This is a genomic window from Solicola gregarius (assembly GCF_025790165.1).
Taxonomy (GTDB): Bacteria; Actinomycetota; Actinomycetes; order Propionibacteriales; family Nocardioidaceae; genus Solicola; species Solicola gregarius.
This window is the reverse complement of sequence record NZ_CP094970.1, coordinates 1,934,873-1,960,347: the sequence shown is the minus strand read 5'-3', so window position 1 is coordinate 1,960,347 and position 25,475 is coordinate 1,934,873. Positions and strand designations below refer to the sequence as shown.

Genomic DNA, 25,475 nt, shown 5'->3' with positions numbered 1-25,475 from the left:
CCACCATGATCGACGCAGTTGCCCGCCAGGAGGTTGTCTCAGCGGCGAATCTCGACCCGAAACGGTTCGACGGCCGCCGGGCCGGCGATGCTCGTGCGTAGGGCGATCCTGGTGCGATCGGCGCGATAGCGATCGTACGCGAACTCGACCGGCATCCCGGACTCCGTATACGCGGTTCGGGTGACCAGCATCAGGGGTGCGCCGGTAGCTGCCTCGAGCAGCCGGGCCTGCTCGTCGGTTGCCACGACGGGCTCGAGCCATTCGCGGGCGGAGTGTGGCGCGAGGCGGTACGCGCGGCGCATCAGCGAGTAGAGCGACCCGGTCAGGCGACGCTCCAGCAGGCCGGGAAACGCCTCGGCGGACAGGTACGTCTCCTCGAGGGCGAGGGGCTCTCGGTCGGCCAGCCGGACGCGGACGATCTCGTAGACCTCGGATGCGGCCGGCAGCTTGAGCGCAGCCGACACCTCCGGCGGCGCCGGGCGCGCCCGCGCCGTCACCATCCGGGCGCCCGCTCGTACGTGTGCTCGGCGCATCTGCTCGGTGAAGCCCGGCAGGCCGGTGAGATCGCACTCGATCCGCGGTCGGGCGACGAACGTGCCGCCGCCGCGACCGCGACGGCGCTCCAGCAGCTCGCGTTGCTCGAGTGCCGCAAGCGACTGGCGCAGCGTCATCCTGCTGACGCCCACCGCGGCGGCGAGCTCGCCTTCGGGCGGAAGCTTGTCGCCGGTCGACAGCGCGCCGTCGGCGATCATGCCCGCGAGCCACTGCTCGATGCGAGCATGCGACGGCTCCCGGCCGGCCGTCCGAAGGTCGGGCTTCGACGCGAATGCGTTGTCGTCGACGGTGAGTGTCCTCACCCGGCCGAGCCTACCGGCGGCCCGCGTTACGATCGGGGACGCCCGGCATCGCTAGGTAGCAATCTGGGCGTCCCCGATCGCAAACGGTTCGAGAGCTGGGCGTCCCCGATCACAAACGGTTCGAGAGCTGGGCGTCCCCGCTCGCTACGCGGCTCGACGCAAATCAGTCGTCGAAGGCCTCTACGACGGCCTCGTCGATGGTGTGTTTCGGTCCGGTGAACCAGTTGCGCGCGGAGGCGTACCACCAGATCGTCAGCAGGATCAGCGTGCCGATGGTGAGGATCGGCGCGTAGTTGACGTTCTCCCAGGAGAAGTCCTCGTGTCCGGGGATCGCTGCGGGCGTGAACGGCATGATGAAGTAGATCGAGATGATCGCGATCTCGATGACCGCGACGAGGTTCATCCAGCGATACTTGCGCCCGAGGGTCCAGCTACCGGGCTCGAAGTCGTCGCCCATCCGCCAGCGCAGCCAGATCGGGATCGCGAACGACAGGTACAACCCGATCACCGCAACGGACGTGACGGCGTAGAACGCGACCGGGATGCCACCGACACCCTTCAGCGCAGGCAGCGTGATGAGCGCACCGATGACCGCGACGAAGACGACGGCGTTCGCCGGCACCTTGCTGCTCGAGACCTTCGACCACAGGCGCGAGCCGGGGATCGCGCCGTCCCGGCTGAACGCGAACGTCATCCGCGAGGCGCTGGTCAGGCACGCGACCGTACAGAAGAACTGCCCGGCCGCCGAGATCAGCAGCACCGTTCCATGCCAGCCCTGCGGTAGCGCTTGGCTGAAGATCACGTCGACCGCTCCGCCGCCGGCGGTGACGCCGTCCGCGTCCTGAACGGCGAACAGGAACGACAGCAGGATGATCCAGCCGCCGATCGCGGAGTACGCGATCGAACGCCAGATGCCCTTGGCCGCACCCTCCGACGCGGCCTCGGTCTCCTCGGACAGGTGTGCCGACGCGTCGAAGCCGGTGATCGTGTACTGCGTCAACAGGAAGCCGAGCGGGAGGACGAGGAACCAGTACTTCGCGTCGGCGTACCCGGAGTTGTTGAGTCGCTCGGTGAAGACGAAGTCGAGGCTCTGGTGCTGATCGGGTACGAGCACCAGGATCAGGATGATGAAGGCGGCGCCGGCGACGTGCCACCACACTGAGATGTTGTTCAGGATCGCCATCAGGTGGCCACTGAAGATGTTCAGCACGGCGGCGATCGCCAGCAGGGCAACGAATATCAGATACACCCGGCCCAGCGAGTATCCGTCCGCCCAGCTCTCGCTGAACGTGCTGAGCATCAGGTCGACGAACGTCGCACACCCGTACGCGACCGAGGCGGTCACGGCGAGTAGACCGATCAGGTTCAGCCATCCCGTGTAGAAGCCCGCGCGCGCCCCACCCATCTTGGCGGCCCACCAGTAGATGCCGCCGGAGGTCGGGTATGCCGAGACCAGCTCGGACATCGTGAAGCCGATGATCAGGATGAAGATCGAGATGATCGGCCAGCCCCACGAGATCGCGACCGGCCCGCCGTTGTTCCAGGCCTGACCGAACGTCGTGAAGCAGCCGGCGAGGATCGAGATGATCGAGAACGAGATCGCGAAGTTGGAGAACCCCGACCAGTTTCGGCTGAGCTCCTGCTTGTAGCCGAGCTCGGCGAGCCGGCGTTCGTCGTCCGAAAGGTTGGTCGGATCCGCCATGGGGACTCCCTGGGTGAGGCAGGTCGGCTGATGCTAACGCGCGAGCAGTATTGCGTCTAGACCTTTGGTCGTCGATGCGCAACCGGACGTGTGTACCCCGTGGCAGATGTATAGCGCAAAATTTGGTTTGAAGTAAGACCATTGACAAAGTCTCGGCCGAATTGCAGGCTGGCCGCGTGGTGATTCGCGCGACCGAGGACGGGCTGACCGATGCCGTTCTGCGCCCGGTACGCGGGCATCACGCGTTCGAGTCGTGCGTCGGTCGGCTGGCCACTGCGATCCGCCTCGGCGTCTACGCGAACGGCGACGTACTGCCACCGGAACGCGAGCTCGCGGCCCGCATGGAGGTCTCCCGCGCCACCCTGCGTGAGGCGATCGCCGCGCTGCGTACGGCCGGTCTCGTGCGTACGACGCGGGGGCGCGGTGGGGGCACGGTCATCGACTACGACCCGACGCATCCCGAGACCGTCGCCGATCTCGGTGATCGACGCGAGCGGCTGCTCGACTCGCTCGTCTTCCGACGGGTTGTGGAGGGCGGTGCCAGCCACGTCGCCGCCGGTCGCACGTTGGACGCCGCGCAGCGGGCGCTACTGCAGGAAGCACATGAACGTGTCGCGGACGCGGCCGACAGGGGCGCGCATCGTCAGGCCGACTCGCAGTTCCACCTGGCGATCGCCGCGGTCACGGAGTCGCCGCTGATCATCGATGCCGTCACCGTCGCACAGGCCGACCTGCACGACATGCTGACCGCGATTCCGGTGCTCGACGTCAACATCGAGCACTCGGACGGACAGCACGCGGCGATCACCGAGGCGATCCTCGGGGGTCGACCGACCAAGGCGCGTCACGTCATGGAAAGCCATTGCGACGACACCGAGGCGTTGTTGCGCGGACTACTGGGATAAGGCTGTTGGGACGAACAGACATGGACACACCACGACACAACGACCGGTACCTGACGCTGCCGGACCTCGAGGGCCGAATCCGCGCCGGCGAGATCGACACCGTCATCGTCGCCTTCACCGACATGCAGGGACGCCTCCAAGGCAAGCGTCTGCACGCCGCGTACTTCCTGGACCATGTCGTCGACGACGGTACGGAGGGCTGCAACTACCTGCTGACCGTCGACGTCGACATGAACACCGTGGCCGGATACGAGATGACGTCGTGGGAGAAGGGCTACGGGGACATGGAGTTCGTCCTCGACTTCGACACGATCCGGGTGCTCGGACATCTGCCGGGGACCGCGATGATCCAGTGCGACCTCGTGTGGATGGACCATCGCCCGGTCGAGCAGTCGCCGCGACGCATCCTGACCAAGCAGCTCGAGCGGGCGGCAGCCGGCGGATACCGCGCCCTTGCCGGCACCGAGCTCGAGTTCATCGTCTTCGACGACACGTACGAGCAGGCGTGGAGCCGTGACTATCGCGGGCTCACGCCGGCGAACCAGTACAACGTCGACTACTCGATCGTCGGTACGACGCGCGTCGAGCCGTTGCTGCGCGACATCCGAAACACCATGTACGCCGCGGGCATGGACGTCGAGTCGGCGAAGGGCGAATGCAACCCGGGCCAACACGAGATCGGGTTCCTGTACGCGGATGCACTGGTGACGGCGGACAACCACGCGGTGTACAAGACTGCGGCGAAGGAGATCGCAGCGGGTCACGGAAAGTCGCTGACGTTCATGGCGAAGTACAACGATCTCGAGGGCAGCTCCTGTCACATCCATCTGTCGCTTCGGGGCGACGACGGGTCGCTGGTGTTCTGGGACGACGAGCGTGGCGAACGATCCCCGCTGTACGACCAGTTCGTCGCCGGCGTACTCGCAACGATGCGCGACTTCACCCTCCTGTACGCCCCGAACATCAACTCCTACAAGAGATTCGCCGACGGCTCGTTTGCGCCGACCACGATCGGCTGGGGGCTCGACAACCGTACGTGCGCGGTGCGGCTCGTCGGCCGGGGCAAGGGCGCGCGGATGGAGAACCGCGTACCGGGCGGAGACGTCAACCCGTACCTCTCCATGGCCGCAATGCTCGCCGGTGGCCTGCACGGCATCGAGAACGGCCTCGAGCTGGAGTCCGAGACGACCGGCAACGCGTACACGTCCGGCAAGCCGACCGTACCGACGACGCTGCAGGAGGCGCGCGATGCGTTCGCCGGCTCCGAGGTCGCCCGCAAAGCGCTCGGCGACGATGTTGTCGACCACTACGCTCGGATGGCCGAGGTCGAGCTGGAGGCGTACAACGCCGCAGTGACCGACTGGGAGCTGCGCCGCGGCTTCGAGAGGATGTGATCGGGTGAGTACGTACACCGTCGTCAATCCGGCCACCGAGCAGCCGGTCACCGATGTCGAGCTGACGAGCGTCGAGCAGACCGATGTGGCGATTGCTCAAGCCAGTAAGGCATTTCCAGCCTGGCGTGATCTTGCACCTGGCGATCGTGCGGCCCTCTTGCGCCGGTTCGCCGAGGTCGTCGACGCACACATCGACGAGCTGGCCGAGCTCGAGGTGCGCAACGCGGGCCACACATGGGGCAACGCGACGTGGGAGGCAGGCAATGTACGCGATGTCCTGAACTACTACGCCGGCGCGCCGGAACGTCTTGCAGGCAAGCAGATTCCGGTTGCGGGGGGCGTGAACGTCACCTTCCACGAGCCGGTGGGCGTCGTCGGTATCATCGTGCCCTGGAACTTCCCGATGCCGATCGCAGGTTGGGGCATGGCGCCCGCACTCGCGGCAGGCAACACGGTCGTGCTGAAGCCGGCGGAGCTGACGCCGCTGACGGCGATGCGGATCGGCGAGCTGGCGCTCGAGGCGGGCGTCCCCGAAGGCGTACTCACCGTCCTGCCCGGCAAGGGATCCGTTGTGGGGCAGCGATTCGTGACGCACCCCGACGTCCGCAAGGTGTGCTTCACCGGCTCGACAGAGGTCGGAAAGCAGATCATGGCCGGCTGCGCAGATCAGGTGAAGCGGTGCACGCTCGAACTCGGCGGCAAGAGCGCGAACATCGTGTTCGCCGACTCCGACCTGGCCAAGGCGGCCGCCAGCGCCCCGTACGCGGTGTTCGACAACGCCGGCCAAGACTGCTGTGCCCGTTCGCGCATCCTCGTGGAGCGGTCGGCGTACGACGAGTTCCTGGCGTTGTTGGAGCCTGCCGTCAAGGGCGTACGCGTACTCGATCCGAGTGACCGCTCGAGCGAGATGGGCCCGCTCATCTCCGCGCATCAGCGGGAGACCGTGCACTCGTTCATCGACGATGCGGAGGTGGCGTACACCGGCTCGATGCCCGACGGAGATGGGTTCTGGGTCGCTCCGACTGTCGTGCTGGCGGACTCGACGCAGCAGCGGATCTGGCGTGACGAGGTCTTCGGACCCGTGGTGGCAGTGCTGCCGTTCGAGGACGAGGCGGACGCGGTAGCGATGGCCAACGACACCGAGTACGGCTTGTCGGGCTCGATCTACACCAGCGATCTCGGTCGAGGGCTGCGGGTCTCGCGGGCGGTGCAGGCGGGGAACCTGAGCGTCAACACCCATGCGTCGGTGCGCTACTGGACTCCGTTCGGCGGATACAAGCAGTCCGGTCTCGGTCGCGAGCTCGGCCCGGACGCCCCGTACGCCTTCACCGAAGAGAAGAACGTATTCATCGCAACAGACTGAGAAGAGATTTGTGACGTAACGGTGCAATCGCAGCGTCCAAATCGACTGGTACGTCACAAATCTCGGAGGAGGAGCCACATGTCGAGTCGTATGCAGGGTCGCCTACAGGGCCGTACCGCGGTCATCACGGGCGGCTGCTCGGGGATCGGGCTCGCGACCGTCGAGCGGTTCGTCGAGGAGGGCGCGAACGTCGTGCTGGGCGACATCGACGACGACCGGGGTGCGGAGATCGCCGAGAAGCTCGGGGTCACGTACGCGCATGTCGACGTGACCGACAAGTCCGAGGTCGACGCGTTGTTCCGCACCGCGTACGACACCTACGGCTCGGTCGACATCGCGTTCAACAACGCCGGCATCTCACCGCCGGACGACACGTCGATCCTCGACACCGACCTCGAGGCGTGGCGCAAGGTGCAGGACGTCAACCTGACGAGCGTCTACCTGTGCTGCAAGGCGGCGCTGCCGTACATGCTGGACCAACGGCGCGGCTCCATCATCAACACGGCGTCGTTCGTTGCGACGATGGGCGCGGCGACATCGCAGATCTCCTACTCCGCGTCCAAGGGCGGCGTGCTCACGATGTCGCGGGAGCTCGGCGTTCAGTTCGCCCGCGACGGCGTGCGCGTCAACGCACTGTGTCCCGGGCCGGTGAACACCCCGCTGCTGCAGGAGCTCTACGCGAACGACGAGGAGGCGGCGCAACGGCGCCTCGTCCACATACCGATGGGGCGGTTCGCCGAGGCGAGTGAGATGGCAGATGCCGTGCTCTTCCTGGCGTCTGACGAGTCGAGCTTCATGACGGCGACGACGTTCTTGGTCGACGGCGGTATCGCGGCCGCGTACGTGACGCCGTCATGAGACGGTGGCTTCCGTGAGCGAACCGATCGTCGGGCTTTCTGCGTACCGAGAGGACGCCACGTACGGCGTGTGGAGCCAGCGCACCGACCTGCTGTGCGCGGAGTACGCGAGCGCGGTCGAGCGCTCGGGCGGCGTCTCGATGCTGCTACCCGTTCAGGATCCCGCACATGCCGCCGCGGTCGTCGACCGTATCGACGCGCTGATCATCGCCGGTGGGGCCGACGTCGACCCCGCGACGTACGGCCAGCCGCCGCACACCGAGACCGTGCGGGTGCGGCCCGACCGGGACGCTTGGGAGACCGCCCTGCTCGATGCTGCCGACGAACGGGGCATTCCGGTGCTCGGCATCTGCCGTGGCATGCAGGTGATGGCCGTACGCGCAGGTGGCTCGCTCGACCAACACGTACCCGACCATCTCGGGACGACGACGCACTCCCCGGGCGGTGCCGGCTACGGCGATGTCGAGGTGATCACCCATCCCGGCACCCTCGCGCACAACATCCTCGGCGAGCGTACGACCGTCAGATGCCATCATCACCAGGCCGTACGCGAACATCCCGGCTTCGACGTGTCGGCGCGCGCAGACGACGGCATGCTCGAAGCGATGGAGCGGCCGGGCCACGACTTCCACCTCGCGGTCCAGTGGCACCCGGAGGCGGGTAGCGACCTGCGGCTGTTCGAAGCGCTGGTCGAGCACGCGTCGGCTACGCGCCGGCGCCCGTGACCAGCCACGCATCGGAGCGTTCGCGCAGCACCAGGGTCACCATCCGGGCGAGGATGAACCCGCCGTACGCCCACCACAGCGACGCCAGGCCGGCGTCGGTGAGCCACACCGCGCCCACCAGGGGTGCGTACGCCGCGAGTACCGCGATGCCTGCCCAGGCGAGGTACGTGCCGTCGCCGGCGCCGATCAGTACCCCGTCGAGCACGAACACGATGCCGGAGATCGGCTGGATCAGCGCGACCACGACGAGCGCCGGCACGAGCGCATCCTGCACGGCCTGGTCGGAGCTGAACAACGGTGGCAGCACTGTGTGCAGTGCAAGCAGACCGGCCGCGGCGAGCACACCGGCCCACCAGCCCCAACCCATCATCCGGCGGGTCAGACGCTTGGTGGTGGTGACATCTCCGGCCCCGAGCGCGCGCCCGGTGAGCGCCTGCCCCGCGATGGCGAGCGCGTCGAGCGCGAACGCCAGCGTGGACACGATGGTGAGCGCGATCTGATGGGCCGCGAGCGAGGCGTCGCCCATCGTGGTCGCCACGGCGGTGGCGAGTAGGAACGTTGCTCGCAAGGTGAGCGTCCGCACGATGAGTGCGACACCGGAGCGTGCGGACTGCCCGATCGCGCCCCGGTGCGGGCGTACGACGGACCCTTCGCGACGCGCGGCACGGATGATCACGAAGGTCAGGTACGCCGCGGAGCCCCATTGGGCAAGGGTCGTGCCGAGGGCGGACCCCGCGATTCCCATGTCGAAGCCGTAAACGAGCAGAACGTTGAGTCCGACGTTGCCGATGTTGGCGGCGACGGCGACGACGAGTGGCGTACGCAGGTCCTGCATGCCGCGCAGTACGCCGGTTGTCGCAAACACCAGCAACATCGCGGGCAGGCCGAACGCGGCGACGCGCAGGTACGTGACGCCCTGCTCGTGGACGCCTGCGGAAGCGCCGAACCAACCGACGATCACGTCGGCGCCGGCGACGCAGACGACCGCCATCGCGCCGCCGACGAGCAGGGCGAGCCATCCCCCGGCGATGCCGACGTCCATTGCACCGCGCAGGTCTCCGGCGCCGATCCGCCGGCCGACCGACGCCGTCGTGCCGTACGCGAGGAAGACGCACAGGCCGATCAGGGTCTGTAGGACGGTCGCGGCGATGGCCAGACCGGCCAGTGGTGTCGTGCCCAGGTGTCCGACGATGGCCGTGTCAGCCAGTAGGAACAGCGGCTCCGAGACCAGCGCCGCGAACGCAGGTATGGCGAGCTTGAGGATCTGCCGGTCGTCGGCGTTGAAAACTCGCAACACCGACTCAATCTAGGTCACGGCACCGACCGGACTCACGTGCGGGCGAGGAGTCGTGAGGTCCAGTCGTCGTGTCGGCGCCGAAGGGTGTCCGGGGTCAGATCTGTTCGTCCGAGTGGGATGTAGTTCGACGCCCAGGTGTGAACGTCAGCGTGGGAACGTGCCGTCGCCCACACGTCGGCCAGCCAGGGGTCAGGGGTCTGCATATCGAGGGCATCGGCGTACGCGGTGGTCATGACGTCTGCCGCCGCCTCGTCGTAGAGGAGGACGAGGTCGAGCCGACACCACCCGAGGTCGAAGGACGGCGGACCGAGACACGCGCCGTTCCAGTCGACCACGCCCGTTATGGTCTCTGCCTCGGCGACGACGTTGCCCGACCAGAAGTCGTGGTGGGTGAGCACCTCGGGAGCGGCGTACAGGTCGTCCCACCGGTCGAGGACGATGTCGCGACCCGGACCGGAGACGGCCCGCGGCTGCCCGCCCGACTTGTTCCGAACCAGTGGGAGCGGCTTCTTCGGTCTGGATGCGTGGATGCGAGCGAGCGCGCGGCCGAGCTGCCTTGCCCATCCCGCCGTGTTGTCGGACGGGATAGCCGCCTCGCCGCGCAGCCGCGAGATCAACGTGGTGGGGCTCCCGGTGACGGTCCCGTCCTCGTCGCCGGCGATGAGTCGGGGGCACAGGCCGTCGAGTCCGTCCAGCGCAGCCAGCACGCGTCGCTCACGCAGTGCGGCGTCGTCGCCAACGGGATATCGCCGCAGCACACTGTTGCGAGCGGGTGGTCCGGTGCGGACGTCGTACGTATCGGCGTGCGTACCGCCAACGAGCCTGGTCATGGAGATGACGGGGGCGCCCATGGCGGTGGCGATCCAGGCACGTACGGGATCGGGCGATGCAGGCTCCGGCACGTCGGTGGTCACGGTGTGCGCTCCTGCCGGTCGGCACTCGCTCCTCGAGCGGCCGACGGCTTCATCCGAGCTCGGACTCGTCCGGCCCGTAGTCACGGTGCACGGTGGCGACGCGTACTCGGTAGTCGCTGTACCAGACATCCCGCCCGCGCCGCTGTGCGACCAGATGCTCGGCGACCTGCTTCCAGTTGCGCGCGGACTCCTCGTCACGCCAGTACGAGACCGTGATGCCGATGTCCTCACGGGCGCTCTCGACGCCCAGGTATCCCGGCTGCTTCGCCGCGCGGTCGTACATTTGCTGCGCCATCGGCGCGTATCCGTTCTCGTCCGGCGTACGTGTCGATGTGAAGATCACCGCCGTGTACGGCGGCCGGGGTGTGGCCGCCACTCCCGGGGCCTCGTCGGTCATGCGTCAAGTCTCGCACCCGCCCGGTACGCCGCCCCACCCCCGCGAGCGCGGCGTACCGGACCCGACCGTCAGGTGGTCTGGATGTCGCGGCGGCGCAATCCGTACGTACCCGCCGCGAGCAACGCGGCGGCGACCAGCGTCAGCGCGAGTGGGGGCCCGATCTCGAAGTCGGCCACCGGGACCATCGGGCTGTGGTCGAACGGGGAGATCGCGGTCAGCCAGTCGGGCAGGTTCAGGATCTCGCCGAACATCATCACGATGAAGCAGTACGCGAGCGCGGCCCATGCCACCATGGCGAACCGCGGTACGAGTCCCGAGACCGCGACGGTGAAGCCCGCGAGGACCCAGGTCGCGGGAACGTGCGCGAGCGATGCGCCGAACAGCCGGAGCACCTGCGACATGTCATCGGCCATCACGCCGTACATCAGGCCCGTGCCGAAGCCTCCGAGGCCAACGATGACGAGCGAGCCCACGAGTACGACGACGGTGTGTCCCCACAACCAGCGAACTCGGTCGAGGTGTGTTGCCAGCAAGGGCTCCGCGCGTCCGGCGAGCTCCTCGCTCCGGGCCCGCAACCCACCCTGGATCGCGTACGCGGAGGCGAACACCGCCATCATCAGCGCCGTCGTCGCGTAGAACGAGTCGGTGAGGTCGCCGCCCGCCTGGGCGACCGCATCGGCGGCGCCGCCACTGCCCATGATGTCTTCGACGTCCGTGCCGATCGACCCATAGGCAATGCCGACCAGGAACACGCCGATCGCCCAGCCGATGAACGGACCCCGCTGTAGCCGCCAGGCGAGTCCGAGCGCGCTCTGCAGTCCGGCACCCGCGCGGGCAGGGCCGGGGCGCGGCGGCAGGATGCCCGAGCCGACGTCTCGCCGGGCCAGCAGGCGAAGCGCGACGCCGACGAGCACGGCGGCGACGACGAGCGAGAGCAACAGCGGCCACCAACGCTCGTTGTCGTACGGGCGCATCCCCTGCATCCACCCGATCGGTGAGAGCCAGGAGAGGGTGCCGTCGCCGACATCGCCGATGCCACGAACGACGTACGCGACGGCGATCACCGCGCCGACGATCCCGTACATCGCCCGGGCGCTCTCGGTGAGTTGTGCGGCGAGCAGTGCCACCGCGGTGAAGACGATGCCGACGGCGGCCGTTCCCAGGCCGAGTGCCCAGGACCCCGCGGTCGGGAGCCCGTACGCGGCGAGCCCGGCCGCGATCACGATACCGACGATCACGTTGGCCAGAACGGCGACGATCGAGGTGGCGGCGAACGTCGCATGCCGCCCCACGACTCCGGATCGCACGATCTCGTCGCGCCCGCTCTCCTCCTCGGCGCGGGTGTGTCGGCCGACCGTGAACATACTCATCAGCCCGACGGCGATCGCGCCGGTCGCGCTGATCTGCCAGGCGACGTTGCCGCCCAGCGTGTCGAGCGCCTGCGGCGGGCCGAGCATTGCGATGAACGCGGGGTTGTCGCCCATCGTGGCGGCGGCTTCCTCGAACTCCGCTTGCGTCTTGTACAGGCCGTCGGTGCTCACTGCCTGCGTGACGTAGAGGATGTACAGGCCGATCGTCCATGCCAGCAGGGCGATCCGGTCACGGCGGAGGTAGAACCGGATGAACGTCCAGGTGCCGGTGAGTCCGTTGGTCGGCTTCGAAGTGCTCGGTCGGGCGTCGGTGAGCGTACTCACTGCGCGGCCTCCGGCTCGGCCTCGACCTCGTCGCCGTAGTGCCGCATGAACAGCTCCTCGAGCGTTGGCGGCTGACTGGTCAAGGAGCGGATCTCGAACTCTCCGAGCCGTTTGATCGCGGTGTCGAGCTGTGCCGTGTCGACCTCGAAGTGTGCGCGGGTGCCCTCGACGACCGCGTCGTGGATGCCGGGCAGGTCGTCGATGCCGTGCGGGGGTCGTGCCGTCTCCGCGGCGACGGAGGTACGCGTCAGGTGGCGCATCTCGGCGAGCGTGCCGGTCTCGACGGTACGTCCGGCGCGGATGATGCTGACCCGGTCACACAACGCCTCGACCTCGGCGAGGATGTGGCTGGAGAGCAGTACGGTCCGCCCGCCGTCCTTGGCCTCGTCGATGCATTCCTGGAAGACCGACTCCATCAGCGGGTCGAGACCCGAGGTCGGTTCGTCCAGGATGAGCAGGTCGACATCGGATGACAGTGCCGCGACCAGAGCCACCTTCTGCCGGTTGCCTTTCGAGTACGTGCGCCCCTTCTTCGTCGGATCGAGCTCGAAACGGTCGAGTAGGTCGGCGCGCCGCTTCTCGTTGAGCCCGCCGCGCAGTCGGCCGAGGAGGTCGATCACCTCGCCGCCCGAGAGGTTCGGCCACAGGTTGACGTCGCCGGGGACGTACGCGAGGTGACGGTGCAGTGCCGCGGCGTCGTGCCACGGGTCGGAGTCGAGCAGGCGTACCTGTCCGGAGTCCGCGCGCAGCAACCCGAGGAGGACGCGGATCGTGGTCGACTTGCCCGCGCCGTTGGGTCCGAGGAAGCCATGCACCTCGCCCGTGTCGACCTGGAGGTCGAGCTCGTCGAGGGCACGCGTTGCGCCGAAGGTCTTGACCAGACCGGCAATGTCGATTGCGTGTGCCATAGCGGTCACAGTACACAGATTTCACATATGTGTGAACTAACAAAAGTGTATGATCTGAGCCGCATTGGTTCACGAAATGAGGGAGGCACCGTGGCGGACGATGCCCCACCGGCGACGGCGCTCACAGACGACGAGCGCGCGACGCTGCTCGAGGTCGTCGAGCACCTCGCGATGGTCATGACGGAGTCGGGGCTGCCGCGGATGCCGGCACGGGTCTTCGCGTACGTCCTTGCCGACGACGCGGAGATCTACACGGCGGGTGAGCTGTCCGAAGGGCTTCGGGTAAGCCCGGCGGCGATCTCGGGTGCGGTTCGCTATCTCGTCAACGTCGGACTCCTCGCGAAGCAGCGCCTGCCCGGCGATCGCCGTGACCATTACCGCGTGTTCGACGAGGATGTCTTCGGCGCGATGATCGCGCAGCGGGCTCCCGTCCTCGGGCGGTGGTCCGACGCGTTCGGCCGAGCCGTCGAGGTGCTGGGAGCCGATCGCCCAGGTGGCCGGCGGCTGGCAGACGGCGTGTTGTTCTTCGAGTTCATGCAAGAGGATCAGCAGGACGTACTCGCGCGTTGGCACGCATACCGCGCCGCGCACGGCGGGCAGCGCACTGTGGGTGACCGGTAAATGTCCGGCGTGAGACATGCGTCACACAACGGTGTCATCCACAGGCAGACGCCAAATCGGTGGGAATCGCCGTTCTGCCGACCGTTTGTCGACATGTTTACTCACCATCGAAACGCTCGCGCGAAACGCGCGGGACAATCATTGCTCCACACCGGGTGCACGAAGTTTCCGCAGGTCAAGATGCATATTTAGGTACGCCTTCCACGTTTCTCCACAGGGATATGAACAGCCTGTGCACATGCTGTACCGGCGTTTCCCACCGCCAGCCCGCGGTTGTCCACACCCCCTGTGGATACTCGGCTATGCGGTCGGCGAATGGGTCCCTATTGTTGCCGAGCGGTTACCGGAAGGCGGCATCGGTTCGAGCGGTCGACGGCGCGTACGCACGGACTCTGTCGGTGTCGGTGCGTACCGTTCGAATCGTTCGAACACGCGGGCGTCTCGGCGGCGGTCGCGGCGGATCGTGCACAACTATTCGACAGGTGTCGGCGGAGGGTGGCTCTCGGGTGAGCGTTGCGGAGTTCCACGGTCGTGAGGCGGCGTTGTCGGAGCCGCCCGGTGACTACGACGCCGGCTACGGTTCGCAGCTCGACCGCACTCCGCCGCAGGACAACAACGCCGAGCAGAGTGTGCTCGGCGCGATGTTGTTGAGTAAGGATGCGATCGCCGATTGTGTCGAGACGATCCGCGGTGGTGACTTCTACCGGCCGGCGCACGAGGTCATCTTCGACGCGGTCATCGACCTCTACAGCCGCGGCGAGCCCGCCGACGCCGTCACCATCTCCGCGGAGCTGCAGCGCCAGGGCGAGCTCGGCAAGGTGGGCGGCGCGCCGTACCTGCACACCCTCGTCGCGGGCGTGCCGATCGCGGCCAACGCAAGTTACTACGCGGGCATCGTGCGGGAGAAGGCGGTGCTTCGGCGACTGATCGGTGCCGGTACGAAGGTCGCGCAGATGGGCTACGCCGGCCAGGGCGACGTCGACGACATCGTCGACCGGGCGCAGGCCGAGATCTATCAGGTCACCGAGCAGCGGACGAGCGAGGACTACGCGCCGCTCTCGGCGATCATGGACGCCGCCATCGACGAGATCGACGCGATCGCGAGTCGCGACGGCTCGATGGCCGGCGTACCGACGGGGTTTGTTGACCTCGATGACCTGACCAACGGGCTCCATCCGGGCCAGATGATCGTGGTCGCCGCTCGTCCCGGTGCGGGCAAGTCGACGCTCGGTCTCGACCTCTGTCGGGCGGCGTCGATCAAGAACGGCCTGACGAGCGCGATCTTCAGCCTCGAGATGAGCCGCATCGAGATCACGATGCGGCTGCTCTCGGCCGAGGCGCGGGTGTCGCTGCACGAGATGCGTACGGGCAAGATGAACGACGTCGCCTGGGGCAAGCTGGCCCGCAAGATGGGCGAGGTGTCCGAGGCTCCGCTGTTCATCGACGACTCGCCGAACATGACGATGATGGAGATCCGCGCCAAGGCGCGCCGCCTCAAACAGCGCCATGACCTGAAGCTGATCGTGATCGACTACCTGCAGCTGATGACCTCGGGCAAACGAGTCGAGTCGCGTCAGGTCGAGGTGTCGGAGTTCTCCCGGCAGATCAAGCTGCTCGCCAAGGAGCTGGAGATCCCGATCGTCGCGATCAGCCAGCTCAACCGCGGCCCCGAGCAGCGTACGGAGAAGCGCCCGATGCTCTCGGACCTCCGCGAGTCCGGCTCGATCGAGCAGGACGCCGACATGGTCCTGTTGCTGCACCGACCGGATATGTACGAGAAGGAGCACGAGCGCGCCGGCGAGGCCGACTTCATCGTCGCCAAGCACCGCGCCGGCCCGATCCGCGACGTCACCGTCGCGTTCCAGGGCCACTACTCCTGCTTCGTCGACATGACCCAGGGCTTCTGACGACGTTTGTCGAGATGCAGCCGACCACCGTTTCTGCCGCCGCCTGCGTCCCGCGACGTCAAGGAGGTCGGCGTGTGGCGACTCGACGCGCGCCCGCTCTCCCCGAAGATCGGTGACCACCGGACCCGCCCCTCATGTCGGCTTCGGGGCCTAATCGGGGTCATTCCCGATACCAGCGGACGCCCGGGGAAGAGGATCGTTTGTGGCGGGTGGCCGCACAAGTCCTTCTCCCGCCTCCCACTGATCGAGGAGACACGGTGCCAAGCATTGATCGCCGCAGACGGAATGTGCTGCTTCGCTGGTGTGCGCTGGGAGGCCTGCTCGCGCCGATCACGTTCTTGGTCGGGTGGGTCGCCGGTGGTGTCGCCCAGCCGGATTCCTACAGCCTCTTGGATGACCAGGTGAGTGATCTCGGTGCGCTCACCGCCGACCAGGCTTGGATCTATAACCAGATCGGGGCGAATCTGACGGGCCTCCTCGTAGCGGCCCTCGCCTGCGGTCTCTGGAGAGCGGGCAGCTCCGGGACGGCAGGAAAGGTCGGAGTGACCGCCCTTGCTGTCGCGGGAGTGGGCGTGTTCTTCGATGGGTGGTTCCGCCTGGACTGTCGCGCCATCGATGCCGGTTGCAGCGCCGGCGGGACCTCATGGCATGCCACCGCGCACCAGATCGAGTCGCTCATCACGGTGCCCGCGATGTTTGTGGCGGTGTTCGCCTTGGCGCGCGCCTTCAAGAAGTCCGAGCACTGGCAGAACCTGCGTACGCCCACGCTGGTCGCTGGGTTCGCATCGGTCGCGGGGATCATCGGGGGGGACGATCCTCACCGGGATGGAGGTCTCGGGCGGCGGTCTCGCGAGTCGTGTCGGGCTCACCGTGTGGTTTGCCTGGCTGGCGCCGGTGTCGTATCGACTGCTGAGGATCGCTGGAGAAGACGGGCACGGTGAAGCTCACTCGGTCGGCTCGCTCGAGTGGAGCGATCGCGATCCAGGTCGTTGAGTGACGCTTCCACTCTTCGCAGCGCGCTGGGTAGGTCGCGGTGGGAGAAGGTACGTGACGACTCAGGTGCAAGTAGCGCCGTTTCATCGAAGTTGACGCGCGGCGTTCAGCTATGTTCGCTGCATCTCGACAGCACGCTCGGCGGCCCGACCGATCCGCCTGCGGTGGGCACGGATTGTCGGTCCCGTCCCCTAGGTTCGATTGTTGTGACGATCACTCTTCGCGCGCTCAATGACGGCGATCTCGGCGATCTCTTCCGATGGGAGAGTGATCCTGCGGCGGCCAGCATGGCGGCCTTCACCCGTCCCGACCCCACGGACCGGGCGGCGTTCGACGCTCACTACCAGCACGTGCGGTCCAACCCGGAGAACACGACGCGGGCTATCGACGAGGACGGCGCGCTTGTCGGCATGATCGCGAGCTTCACCATGGCGGGTGACCGTGAGGTGACCTACTGGGTCGATCCTTCGCGATGGGGGCGCGGCATCGCCTCCGAAGCCCTGCGACTCTGCATCCTGGGCGAGCCCCGAAAGCCGTTGTACGCACGTGCTGCGGAGCACAACATTGGATCGCGCAGGGTGCTCGAACGGAACGGCTTCGTGAAGATCGGTGAAGAGACGTCGTGGGCCGACGGCCCTGCCGCGGATGTCGTTGAACACGTCTACCGGCTCGACTGATCCCCTCCGAACGTTGACGTGGACGGCGACTGAACCGTCCCCTTCTGCGCGCAGACGGGCCTGGCGGCGCGGGTTCGTCCCTCGATCGGCAACGCCGACGGACCCGAGTGATGAGTTGTCGCGCCCGTAGCCGTCACACGTACGACGGGACACGACGAGACGGAAGGATGATCTGATGAGTGCAGACACGCGGCGGGAGGAGCTCGGCGTGAGCGATCTGGGCAAGGTCGACGAGTCGGCGTTCTCGGGGCTGGCGGAGCGGCACAGGCGAGAGCTGCACGTGCACTGCTACCGGATGCTCGGGTCGTTCCAGGACGCTGAGGACACCGTGCAGGAGACGTTCCTCCGCGCCTGGCGGCGGCGGGAGACCTTCGAGGGTCGGTCGACGTTTCGGGCCTGGCTTTACCGGATCGCCACCAACGCCTGCCTGGACCTGCTCGCCAAGCGCCGCCCGGAGCCCGCGACCGGCGGCGAGGTCCGGTGGCTGCAGCCCTACCCGGACCCGCTGCTCGACGAGCTGGCCGCGGACGTCGCGGACGAACCCGAGGCCGTCGCTATCGCGCGGGAGACGGTCGAGCTGGCGTACCTCATCGCGGTGCAGCACCTCGCACCGCGCCCGCGGGCCGTGCTGATCCTGCGGGACGTGGTCGGCTGGCCGGCGAAGGACGTCGCGGAGTTCCTCGGTGACTCGGTCAACTCCGTGAACAGTGCGCTGCAGCGGGCCCGCGCCGGCGTGCGGGAGCACCTGCCCGCCGAACGGCAGGACTGGACCGGCGGCGAGGAGGACACCGGTACGCGCGAGCTGGTGCGCCGGTACACCGACGCCAGCCTCGCCACGGACATCGACGGGCTCGCCGCACTGTTGCGCGACGACGTCCGCTGCTCGATGCCGCCCACGCCGGGCCTGTACGTCGGCCGCGACGCAGTGGTGAACGACTGGGTCGAGAGCGGCTTCGAGGACATGTTGCACCTGCGCGCCGTCCCCACCGCCGTGAACCGGCAGCCCGCCGTCGCGTTCTACATGTGGCGGAAGCCGGAAGGCGCCTACCTGCCGCTCACCATCGATGTCCTGCGCATCACCGGCGGAGCGATCACCGAGATCGTCACGTTCCACGACGACCAGTTCCCGCGGCTCGGGCTGCCGGAGCGTCTGCCGGCGGACGACACCGAGTAGTCACGGTGCGGACGCGGGGCCGGGTTCTGGCCCCGCGGTACCCGCGTCCGCGGATTGCGGAACCCGCAGCCACCACCCTGGCCGCTGCGGTTGCCCAAGCCGTCGGCGTCGGCTTCGAGATCCCCCACGGTGGCGAGACGATCCCGTTGTCCGGGTTCGCCGTGGTGACCGGCGCCTTCTCTCTCGTGGGCGTGGTCATTGCCACCGGTATTCTTCGTTGGAGCGCTCGCCCCGCCGAGCGATTCGTGTGGACGGCAGTGGCGCTGACCGCGATCTCGTTCGTGCCGCCGGTCCTCTCCGAGGCAGACACCGCCACCATCACCGCCCTCCTCGGCCTCCACCTCGTTGCTGCGACGGTGATGATCCCCACCCTGACGCGGAGCCTCCGCACCCGGTCCGATTGACGGGGCAGCCACCCTGACGAGGTCGTGCTCACCGACAACCGGGGATGGCGAGGACGTCGGGAGGTTGCCATCAACGGGGCGAGACCTGCCAAGATGGCCCCATGACGGCGCTGAGCACCCTTGGCCGAGTGACCGGATGGACCTGCATGGCGATCGGGGGCATCCAGCTCGTCGGCGGGGTGCGCGGGGAGCCCGGCATGACCGGCGACGCGACGGTGGACTCACACGTTCGCTTCATGGGTCCCGTCTTCGCCGGGTACGGCTTGGCCTGGCTCGACGCCGCGGCGGACAGCGAGCCGGACCTGGGACGGATGCGGGTCCTCGCCGGTCTCATGGCCGTCGGGGGCCTCGGACGCGTCGCGACGCGCGCCACCTTGGGTAGGCCGCACCGCTTCCACGACCTGCTGCTCGCCGTGGAGCTCGCCGCTCCGGTCGTGGTGGAGGTATTGGGCAGGCGCGAGCGCTCGGCTCACTGATCGTTGTCGAGGGAGGTCCGACAACGCTCAGGATGATGCTCCATAGGAGATGGCGATCGCGGCTGCGCGATCGTGCAGCGAGTCGCGTAACCACTGCGGGGCCAGGGCCTCGGCATTCGTGGCGAGGTGCCATAGCGCCCACTCGGCGTGTCGTGAGTCCTGGAAGGTCAGCTCCAGCCGCAGCCAGCCAGCCGTATGGGTTTCTTCGGCGCACACTGCCAGGGCGGTACCAACCAGCTCGTCCCGCCGTGCCGGGTCCACGCGTACCTCCACGGTGACCTGGTCGCCGCCGGTACGAAAGTTCGCACTGCGTTCTTGCCAGGCGCGGTCCAGGTTGACCCGGTCTGGTCGCTGTGCGAGCTCGGGGAGCTCCTCGGCGGCCAGGACTCGGGACAGCCTGTACGTGCGGTCCGCGCCCGACCTCGTGGCCAACAAGTAGCCCTGGTTGCGAACCGTCACCAGGCCGATCGGGTCCACCGTGCGCCACTTCGGGCGCTGCCCCGCGGCCGCGTAATGGATGCGCAGCTTGTGTCCGGCGACGGATCTCGGTCACGACGGCGTCGGGTACCTCCTCCGCGACCAGCCGGCGCGACAGGAGGTCGGTATCCGGGTCGATCAGCAGTCGCTCGGCCGCGCCGGTCGCGGTGGCCCGATAGCCCTCGGGTAGCGCGTCGACAACCTTGCGCATGGCCGAGGCGAGCGCCGAGCCGAGACCGAATGCCTGAGCGCCTCGTCGTGATCCGGCAACCACGAGGGCGAGCGCCTCGTCGTGGTTCAGGCCGGTCAGCTCGGTCTGGAAGCCGGGCAACAGCTCGAACCCGCCGTGCCGGCCGCGCTCGGCGTACACCGGGACGCCGGCGGACGACAGCGCTTCGATGTCGCGCAGGACGGTGCGGGTGGACACCTCCAGCTCGCGGGCCAACGTGCCCGCGGACAGACGACCGCGCCGGCGCAGGAGTAGCACCAGCGAAACCAGCCGGTCGGCGCGCATCCGAAACCTCTACCGGAATACCCGACACAGGATGTCGTGATTCGTTGGGAGGCTGGTCATCACGACGTCAAAGATAGTGGCTGCCGAGCCGCGGGACGTACGTACTGTCGACGAATCGAATGGGGCTGATGTGACAATGGAGCGGACGGCGGTCAATCCGTGGACGTGGTCGGTGGAGCTGGGGTACAACCAGGGTGAGATCGTCTCCGGGCACACCCGAACCCTGTATTGCTCCGGGCAGACAGCGATGAGCGGTGCCGGTACGCCCCAGCATGCCGGCGACCTGGCGGCCCAGTTGGCACTTAGCCTCGACAACCTGGAGGCCGTGCTCGGCGAGGCGGACATGTCCCTCGCGAACCTCGTCCGGCTCAATGTCTTCACGACCGACGTCGACCGGCTCTTCGAGCACTACGGCGTGCTGGCGTCACGGTTGGGCGCCGCCGGGGTGGCACCGAGCACCACGATGCTCGGGGTGACGCGGCTGGCAGTCCCCGGCCTCGAGGTCGAGCTCGAGGGGACCGCCGTCGGGTGACGCGACCGCAGTGTCGCTACTCGCGCCGGCTGTCTCCTCGGGAGCTCGCCACCGTCGACCGGTCGCGCTGAGGAGCATCAGGGTGGTCATCGCGCCGCCGAGGACGCCGAACGCCGTCGCGAGTGAGGCACCGCCCGCGAGGACCCCGAAGCCGACCATCGCCGCGGGCATGAGCGCATCGTCTCCGAGGCGCTGGATGGACGCGACCCTGCCGAGGAATGTCGGTGCGACGGTTTGTACGAACACCGCCGACAGCAGGGCCGGCGGTGACCAATGCTTCTGCTGTACGCGCAAATGCCACGCCGAGTCCGAGAGCCGGGCCGACCGCGAACTGCACAAGGCTTCTTGTATTTCTCCGCCCCGTCGACGTCGGCGGTACGAGCCCGACGCCGCCCGCCCGAGCGTACGGACCCGGACCAGGCACACTGGCGTGATGAACCAGGAGTTTTGGGACGCGCGGTACGGCGAGCACGAAGCCGTCTGGAGCGGTCGGCCGAACGGCGCGCTCACCGTCGAGGCGTCCGGGCTGCGGCCGGGGCAGGCCCTCGATGTCGGCTGTGGCGAAGGCGGCGACGCGCTGTGGCTGGCGGCCGCCGGCTGGCGGGTGACAGCCACGGACATCTCTCGGGTGGCGCTCGAGCGCGCTGCCGAGCGGGCGAACGGTGCCGACATCGCCTGGGTACATGGTGATCTGGCAGCGGAGCCACCATCACCGCGTACCTTCGACCTGGTGTCGGCGCTGTACTTCCCGCTGCCCAAGAACAACCCGGAAGCGGCCCGCGGGCTGATCGACTCGGTCGCGGCGGGCGGCATCTTGCTGTACGTCGGCCACGATCTGTCCGGCTTCGACGCCGACGATCACGACCACGACTGGGACGGCCCCGATCCACGCGACTACTTCACACCGGCCGACGTGGCCGAGCTGCTCGACGTTGAGTGGGAGATCGAGGTCAACGAGGCGCGACCACGGGTCGATACGCCCGAGGTGAGCGCGCACTTCGTCAACGATCTGGTGCTGCGCGCGCGACGGGTGCGCAGCTAGTGTGCTGAGTCCGACTCTTCGTCGGCCAGCAGCAGGTACAGCGTGCGACGCGCGTCCTTCAGGACTTCGGCCGCAGCGGCGCGCTGGGTGTCCGTACCGGTCTTACCGACCTGTCGAGCGGCGGAGTGCAACTCGGCGAGGAGCTCGCGAAGATCGACACCGTTATCGGCGCCCTCGTACGCGGACCAGAGTTCGGCCCACTGCTCCTGGTGAGCATCGAGCTGCTCGCGACCCGAATCGGTGAGGGTGGCGAGCCTGCGCCCCGACTCCTTGGTGATGGCGACGAGGCCTTCGTCCTCGAGCTGGTTGAGGGTGGGGTAGATGGCGCCCGGGCTCGGTGTCCACCGACCGGAGCTCCGGTCGGCGATCGCCTGCATCAGCTGGTAGCCGTGCATCGGCTCCTCGGCAAGCAGCGTGAGTACGGCGGCGCGTACGTCGCCTCGAGGGGCTCGGCCGCGTCCGCCGCGTCGCCCGCGCCTCGGCTGATCGGCGCCGAACGGTGATTCGCCGCTTCGTGTCCGACCGTGGTGTCCGCGCGGTCCGCGCGAACGTTCTCTGCGTTCCCCGTCTCGGGGAGTTCTGGACGTATTCATGACGTCCTCCTTTCGTATGACAGTAACGATATATCGTTACTGTCACAAACGCAAACCCCCACCCGACCGTGGCGCGGTGCGGTCACCCCTCTTCGGTCACCCCTCTTCGGTCACCACTCTTCGGTCACCACGTCGAGGTACCGCTGCAGGTAGAGCGGCCATCCACCGCCGGACTCGAGTGCGGAGTGTGCGGACTCCCAGCCGGCGCCATGTCGCTCCAGGTGGCGGTGCACCAGGTCGACGCGGGTGCGGCTCGGTGCGATCTCGGTGAAGTTCACCTCGACCTCGCTCCTGCGGCCGGGGTCGGTCTCGAGCTGCCACTGCGGACTGATCAGCCACCCGATCACGAACCGCTGCGGGGGTTCGTACGCCAGCACGTCGGCCCAGCGGCATTCGCTGCCGTCGACGCCGCGGTCGTACACCTGCCCGCCGACCCGCGTCTCGAAGACCGTTTCGGCGATGTCGACCGCGAGCAGGTTGTGCTCGCGTGGCTTGATGCGGTCGAACTGCTCGGTGAAGACCTGGAACGCTCGCTTCCGCGGTACGTCGACCTCGATGTCGAGGCGTACTGCGGTGCTGTCGGTGGTCTCGGTCATGGTCGATCCCCTGTCCTGTCGTCTGCTTCTGCGATCTGCTTGAACGTCGCCAGCGACTGCCGCCAGAACGCCTCGAGCTCGGCCTTGAGTGCGTTCAGCGCCTCGGGCCTCGCCTCGTAGATGTGCTGGCGGCCCGTCCGGTGAAGGCGCACGAGGCCGGCGTCCTTGAGCACGCGGAGGTGCTGGGACACGGCCGGCCGGCTGACCGGCAGCTCCGCCGCGAGCTCGGTCACCGACCGCGGCTGTGTGGACAGCCTGGCCAGGATCTCGCGCCGCGTGGTGTCGCCCATCGCGGTCCACACCTCGGCGGTCGAAACGCTCATAATGCGTAAGTTAGTACTTACGCATTGACGATGCAAGGTGCGCGCGTACTCCGGATTCTCGCCATCGGTACGATCGGTGCGCCACACAACCAGCACGGACGGAAGGCTCCTCCCGATGGCGAACCCGCTGCGCATCGCGGCACGCGTACTGACCGGATCGACGTACGCGGTGCTCGGCTTCGACGCCGCTCGCGCCCCAGGCGTTCGCGTCGACCAGGCCGCGCCGACACTCGCGCGACTCCGCAGGGTCGCGCCCCTGCCCGTCGACGACGAGCTCGTCGTACGAGCAAACGGCGCCGCTCAAGCGGCCGGCGGTGTGCTGCTGGCCGCCGGCGTACTGCCACGCGCATCCGCGCTCGCGATCCTTGCCTCGCTGGTGCCGACAACGCTTGCCGGACACGCATTCTGGGCGATCGAGGATCCCATTCAGCGCAAGCAACAGCGAGTGCAGTTCCAGAAGAACCTCGCCATGATCGGTGGTCTCGCGTTCTCGGTGCTCGACCGCGCCGATCGCTGACGACCTTCGTACCTCAGCCGCTTTCGCTCAGCGCCTCACCGACCGGGCGCATCCGGCGCCAGAGCAGCAGCGCGATCGCACCGAGCGCAAGCGGCGTACCGATCGTGACGATGCGCCAGACCACCAGCGCGGCGATCAGGTACGACTCGTACGACACTCCGGCATAGCCGACCATGATCGCCAGCGCCGCGGCGTCGAGGATGCCGATACCGAACACCGGGAACATCGTCAGCGGATACGTCACCATGTACGCCGCCACGATCTCGACCGTTGGAAGCGCTCCGCCCGATACGTCGACGAAACGGATCGCAAGCACCAGCACGAACGCGTCGCAGACCATCATCACCAGGAGCGCGAGCAGGCTGCGGGGCAGTCCGGTACGAAGCTTGGACCGCACGTGGCCGCGGAAGCGAGAGACCGCATCCGCCCAGGCATCCGGGTCGACGGCCGAACGCACCCGCCGCACGATCCGGCCGGCGGCGCTGCCCACCCAGCGCGCCGCCTGCTCTCCGCTCGCGATGACGCGTACGACGACCAGCAGTGCGGCGGCGGAGAGGCCGCCGACCAGGGCCGCCCAGCCGAAGGTCTGGTCGAACCGGTCGTAGAGCACGAGCACGAATCCGATCACCGGCGCGTACCAACGGGTGATGTAGAACGACACGGTGTTCATCACGACGCCGGCGAGCGCACGCGACACCTCGACGCCCCACGACTTGAACATCGTCACCCGGATCACCAGGTCCGACGGCGGTGGCGCGATCGTGCACATCAGGATGGACGCCTGGTCGTTGACCACCGCTCGCGGCAGGCCGAGCCCCGGGATGAAGATCGCGAGCGGGGCCGCGTTGAAGACCTGCCGGAAGAACACGGCGAGCACCAGCACGGGCAACTGCCACAGCGCGAGGTGACCGAGCGCCTCGCGTACCGTTCCCCAGTCGATGGATCCGACGAGCCCGACGATGATCCGGGCGCACACGAGGGCGAGTACGAGCAACACCAACCAGCGCAGCCAACGTCGCCATCGCGGTTTGTCCGCGCTCTCGGCCATGAACGAACGCTAGCCGAGACCGGCGCCGCACGCTCGCCTCGCGCTACGTCAGCGGCGGCCGAAGACCTGTGACGCCCAGGCCCGGCCGTCGTCGTCGCGTGCAACGCCGACGCCGAGCAGCCGGTAGCGGCGGTTGAGGATGTTCGCCCGGTGGCCCTCGGAGTGCATCCACCCGCGTACGACGGCCTTGCCGCTCGGGTAGCCGTACGCGATGTTCTCGCCGGCCATGCTCAGCTTGCACCTGCGCAGGATCCGGCCGAGGTCCTGGTGAACGAGCTCCTGGCGCCGCGCCATCTTGCGGGCCCAGCGGTTGGCGAAGCGGTCGAGGCACTTCGCGCCGTGGAGGGGCCTGCGATCGTGCCGCTTGCGCGCCTTGTTCGTGTAGACGCGGACCTTGCGCTCGTACCGCTTCTCGCGTGCCTGGCTCGTTCTCGAGTCTGCAGCGGCCGACGCGGTGGCCGATCCGGTCGGAGTCGGTGCGGCCGCGGTCGGGCCGGCGACCGCGACGCTTGCGACGAGCGCGGCACCGGCGATGGTGGGGAGGATGCGGGATCTCATGGTGACCTCA

General features: G+C 67.9%; 28 protein-coding genes and 1 pseudogene. 15 read left to right on the top strand and 14 right to left on the bottom strand.

Features of this window, described 5'->3' with window-relative positions:
* Positions 1 to 38 precede the first annotated feature (38 nt).
* The gene (locus L0C25_RS09710; RefSeq protein ID WP_271636290.1) at positions 39 to 857 is read right to left on the bottom strand and encodes a GntR family transcriptional regulator; all 819 of its coding nucleotides are present in this window, start codon (positions 855 to 857) and stop codon (positions 39 to 41) included.
* A gap of 163 nt (positions 858 to 1,020) precedes the next feature.
* Positions 1,021 to 2,559 (bottom strand): amino acid permease, encoded by a 1,539-nt coding sequence (locus L0C25_RS09705; protein ID WP_271636289.1) that lies wholly within the window; start codon positions 2,557 to 2,559, stop codon positions 1,021 to 1,023.
* A 176-nt stretch (positions 2,560 to 2,735) separates the two neighbouring features.
* Between L0C25_RS09705 and L0C25_RS09700 the strand changes: the two genes are divergently transcribed.
* The 5 genes from L0C25_RS09700 (at position 2,736) to L0C25_RS09680 (ending at position 7,803) form a co-directional block, all read left to right on the top strand.
* On the top strand, positions 2,736 to 3,464 hold the full coding sequence (locus L0C25_RS09700) for a FadR/GntR family transcriptional regulator (protein WP_271636287.1): 729 nt from the start codon (positions 2,736 to 2,738) through the stop codon (positions 3,462 to 3,464).
* 20 nt (positions 3,465 to 3,484) lie between these two features.
* Positions 3,485 to 4,858: a glutamine synthetase family protein gene (locus L0C25_RS09695; RefSeq protein WP_271636285.1), complete on the top strand. Its 1,374-nt coding sequence runs from the start codon at positions 3,485 to 3,487 to the stop codon at positions 4,856 to 4,858.
* Between the two features lie 4 nt (positions 4,859 to 4,862).
* A complete protein-coding gene (locus tag L0C25_RS09690) occupies positions 4,863 to 6,221 on the top strand; it encodes an aldehyde dehydrogenase family protein (protein WP_271636284.1) in 1,359 nt (452 codons plus the stop codon).
* A gap of 78 nt (positions 6,222 to 6,299) precedes the next feature.
* Positions 6,300 to 7,079 (top strand): 3-oxoacyl-ACP reductase, encoded by a 780-nt coding sequence (locus L0C25_RS09685; RefSeq protein WP_271636283.1) that lies wholly within the window; start codon positions 6,300 to 6,302, stop codon positions 7,077 to 7,079.
* 13 nt (positions 7,080 to 7,092) lie between these two features.
* Entirely contained in the window at positions 7,093 to 7,803 is a 711-nt protein-coding gene (locus L0C25_RS09680; protein ID WP_271636282.1) for a gamma-glutamyl-gamma-aminobutyrate hydrolase family protein, read from the top strand.
* On the opposite strand, the gene L0C25_RS09675 is transcribed toward L0C25_RS09680, so the two are convergent.
* The 5 genes from L0C25_RS09675 to L0C25_RS09655 all read right to left on the bottom strand — a co-directional run bounded on the left by L0C25_RS09675 (position 7,784) and on the right by L0C25_RS09655 (position 13,013).
* Entirely contained in the window at positions 7,784 to 9,100 is a 1,317-nt protein-coding gene (locus L0C25_RS09675; protein ID WP_333908580.1) for an MATE family efflux transporter, read from the bottom strand. The two genes, L0C25_RS09680 and L0C25_RS09675, sit on opposite strands and share 20 nt — an antisense overlap.
* Before the next feature lie 32 nt (positions 9,101 to 9,132).
* Positions 9,133 to 10,014: a phosphotransferase family protein gene (locus L0C25_RS09670; RefSeq protein WP_271636281.1), complete on the bottom strand. Its 882-nt coding sequence runs from the start codon at positions 10,012 to 10,014 to the stop codon at positions 9,133 to 9,135.
* A 49-nt stretch (positions 10,015 to 10,063) separates the two neighbouring features.
* Entirely contained in the window at positions 10,064 to 10,411 is a 348-nt protein-coding gene (locus L0C25_RS09665; protein ID WP_271636279.1) for an antibiotic biosynthesis monooxygenase family protein, read from the bottom strand.
* Positions 10,412 to 10,479: 68 nt separating this feature from the next.
* Positions 10,480 to 12,105, bottom strand: a complete 1,626-nt coding sequence (locus L0C25_RS09660; RefSeq protein ID WP_271636278.1) for an ABC transporter permease — start codon at positions 12,103 to 12,105, stop codon at positions 10,480 to 10,482.
* Positions 12,102 to 13,013: an ABC transporter ATP-binding protein gene (locus L0C25_RS09655; protein ID WP_271636277.1), complete on the bottom strand. Its 912-nt coding sequence runs from the start codon at positions 13,011 to 13,013 to the stop codon at positions 12,102 to 12,104. Before L0C25_RS09655 ends, L0C25_RS09660 begins: the two co-directional genes overlap by 4 nt.
* Positions 13,014 to 13,103: 90 nt before the next feature.
* Between L0C25_RS09655 and L0C25_RS09650 the strand changes: the two genes are divergently transcribed.
* From L0C25_RS09650 to L0C25_RS09620, 7 genes are all read left to right on the top strand, one after another.
* A complete protein-coding gene (locus L0C25_RS09650) occupies positions 13,104 to 13,634 on the top strand; it encodes a GbsR/MarR family transcriptional regulator (RefSeq protein WP_271636276.1) in 531 nt (176 codons plus the stop codon).
* A 542-nt stretch (positions 13,635 to 14,176) separates the two neighbouring features.
* Entirely contained in the window at positions 14,177 to 15,541 is a 1,365-nt protein-coding gene (gene dnaB, locus L0C25_RS09645; protein ID WP_271636814.1) for a replicative DNA helicase, read from the top strand.
* A gap of 257 nt (positions 15,542 to 15,798) precedes the next feature.
* Positions 15,799 to 16,482 carry a DUF998 domain-containing protein gene (locus L0C25_RS09640; protein ID WP_271636275.1) on the top strand — a complete coding sequence of 228 codons (684 nt, stop codon included), beginning with the start codon at positions 15,799 to 15,801 and terminating at the stop codon, positions 16,480 to 16,482.
* A 144-nt stretch (positions 16,483 to 16,626) separates the two neighbouring features.
* Positions 16,627 to 17,211, top strand: a complete 585-nt coding sequence (locus L0C25_RS09635) for a GNAT family N-acetyltransferase (RefSeq protein ID WP_271636274.1) — start codon at positions 16,627 to 16,629, stop codon at positions 17,209 to 17,211.
* Between the two features lie 175 nt (positions 17,212 to 17,386).
* The gene (locus tag L0C25_RS09630; protein ID WP_271636272.1) at positions 17,387 to 18,385 is read left to right on the top strand and encodes an RNA polymerase subunit sigma-70; all 999 of its coding nucleotides are present in this window, start codon (positions 17,387 to 17,389) and stop codon (positions 18,383 to 18,385) included.
* Between the two features lie 5 nt (positions 18,386 to 18,390).
* Positions 18,391 to 18,789, top strand: coding sequence for a DUF6069 family protein (locus L0C25_RS09625; protein WP_271636271.1), 399 nt, complete (start codon positions 18,391 to 18,393; stop codon positions 18,787 to 18,789).
* A gap of 101 nt (positions 18,790 to 18,890) precedes the next feature.
* Complete coding sequence (locus L0C25_RS09620; RefSeq protein ID WP_271636270.1) at positions 18,891 to 19,265, top strand: DUF4345 domain-containing protein; 375 nt, start codon at positions 18,891 to 18,893, stop codon at positions 19,263 to 19,265.
* Between the two features lie 27 nt (positions 19,266 to 19,292).
* On the opposite strand, the gene L0C25_RS09615 is transcribed toward L0C25_RS09620, so the two are convergent.
* Complete coding sequence (locus L0C25_RS09615; RefSeq protein WP_271636269.1) at positions 19,293 to 19,742, bottom strand: helix-turn-helix transcriptional regulator; 450 nt, start codon at positions 19,740 to 19,742, stop codon at positions 19,293 to 19,295.
* Positions 19,743 to 20,145: 403 nt separating this feature from the next.
* Positions 20,146 to 20,256 (bottom strand): annotated as a pseudogene (locus L0C25_RS09610) (HTH domain-containing protein); the annotation flags it as partial.
* A gap of 136 nt (positions 20,257 to 20,392) precedes the next feature.
* On the opposite strand from L0C25_RS09610, the gene L0C25_RS09605 reads away from it, so the two are divergent.
* Together L0C25_RS09605 and L0C25_RS09600 are read left to right on the top strand one after the other, a co-directional pair.
* A complete protein-coding gene (locus L0C25_RS09605; protein WP_271636813.1) occupies positions 20,393 to 20,788 on the top strand; it encodes a RidA family protein in 396 nt (131 codons plus the stop codon).
* Positions 20,789 to 21,221: 433 nt separating this feature from the next.
* Entirely contained in the window at positions 21,222 to 21,830 is a 609-nt protein-coding gene (locus L0C25_RS09600) for a class I SAM-dependent methyltransferase (RefSeq protein WP_271636268.1), read from the top strand.
* Here the strand turns inward: L0C25_RS09600 and L0C25_RS09595 are convergent.
* The 3 genes from L0C25_RS09595 to L0C25_RS09585 form a co-directional block, all read right to left on the bottom strand.
* A complete protein-coding gene (locus L0C25_RS09595) occupies positions 21,827 to 22,423 on the bottom strand; it encodes a PadR family transcriptional regulator (protein WP_271636267.1) in 597 nt (198 codons plus the stop codon). The two genes, L0C25_RS09600 and L0C25_RS09595, sit on opposite strands and share 4 nt — an antisense overlap.
* 110 nt (positions 22,424 to 22,533) lie before the next feature.
* A complete protein-coding gene (locus tag L0C25_RS09590; protein WP_271636266.1) occupies positions 22,534 to 23,019 on the bottom strand; it encodes an SRPBCC family protein in 486 nt (161 codons plus the stop codon).
* The gene (locus L0C25_RS09585; protein WP_271636265.1) at positions 23,016 to 23,342 is read right to left on the bottom strand and encodes an ArsR/SmtB family transcription factor; all 327 of its coding nucleotides are present in this window, start codon (positions 23,340 to 23,342) and stop codon (positions 23,016 to 23,018) included. Before L0C25_RS09585 ends, L0C25_RS09590 begins: the two co-directional genes overlap by 4 nt.
* A gap of 115 nt (positions 23,343 to 23,457) precedes the next feature.
* On the opposite strand from L0C25_RS09585, the gene L0C25_RS09580 reads away from it, so the two are divergent.
* The gene (locus tag L0C25_RS09580; RefSeq protein WP_271636264.1) at positions 23,458 to 23,859 is read left to right on the top strand and encodes a DoxX family membrane protein; all 402 of its coding nucleotides are present in this window, start codon (positions 23,458 to 23,460) and stop codon (positions 23,857 to 23,859) included.
* Positions 23,860 to 23,872: 13 nt separating this feature from the next.
* Here L0C25_RS09580 and L0C25_RS09575 read toward each other — a convergent pair whose 3' ends face one another.
* On the bottom strand, positions 23,873 to 24,907 hold the full coding sequence (locus L0C25_RS09575) for a lysylphosphatidylglycerol synthase domain-containing protein (RefSeq protein ID WP_271636263.1): 1,035 nt from the start codon (positions 24,905 to 24,907) through the stop codon (positions 23,873 to 23,875).
* Between the two features lie 48 nt (positions 24,908 to 24,955).
* Entirely contained in the window at positions 24,956 to 25,465 is a 510-nt protein-coding gene (locus L0C25_RS09570; protein WP_271636262.1) for a CAP domain-containing protein, read from the bottom strand.
* Positions 25,466 to 25,475 lie beyond the last annotated feature (10 nt).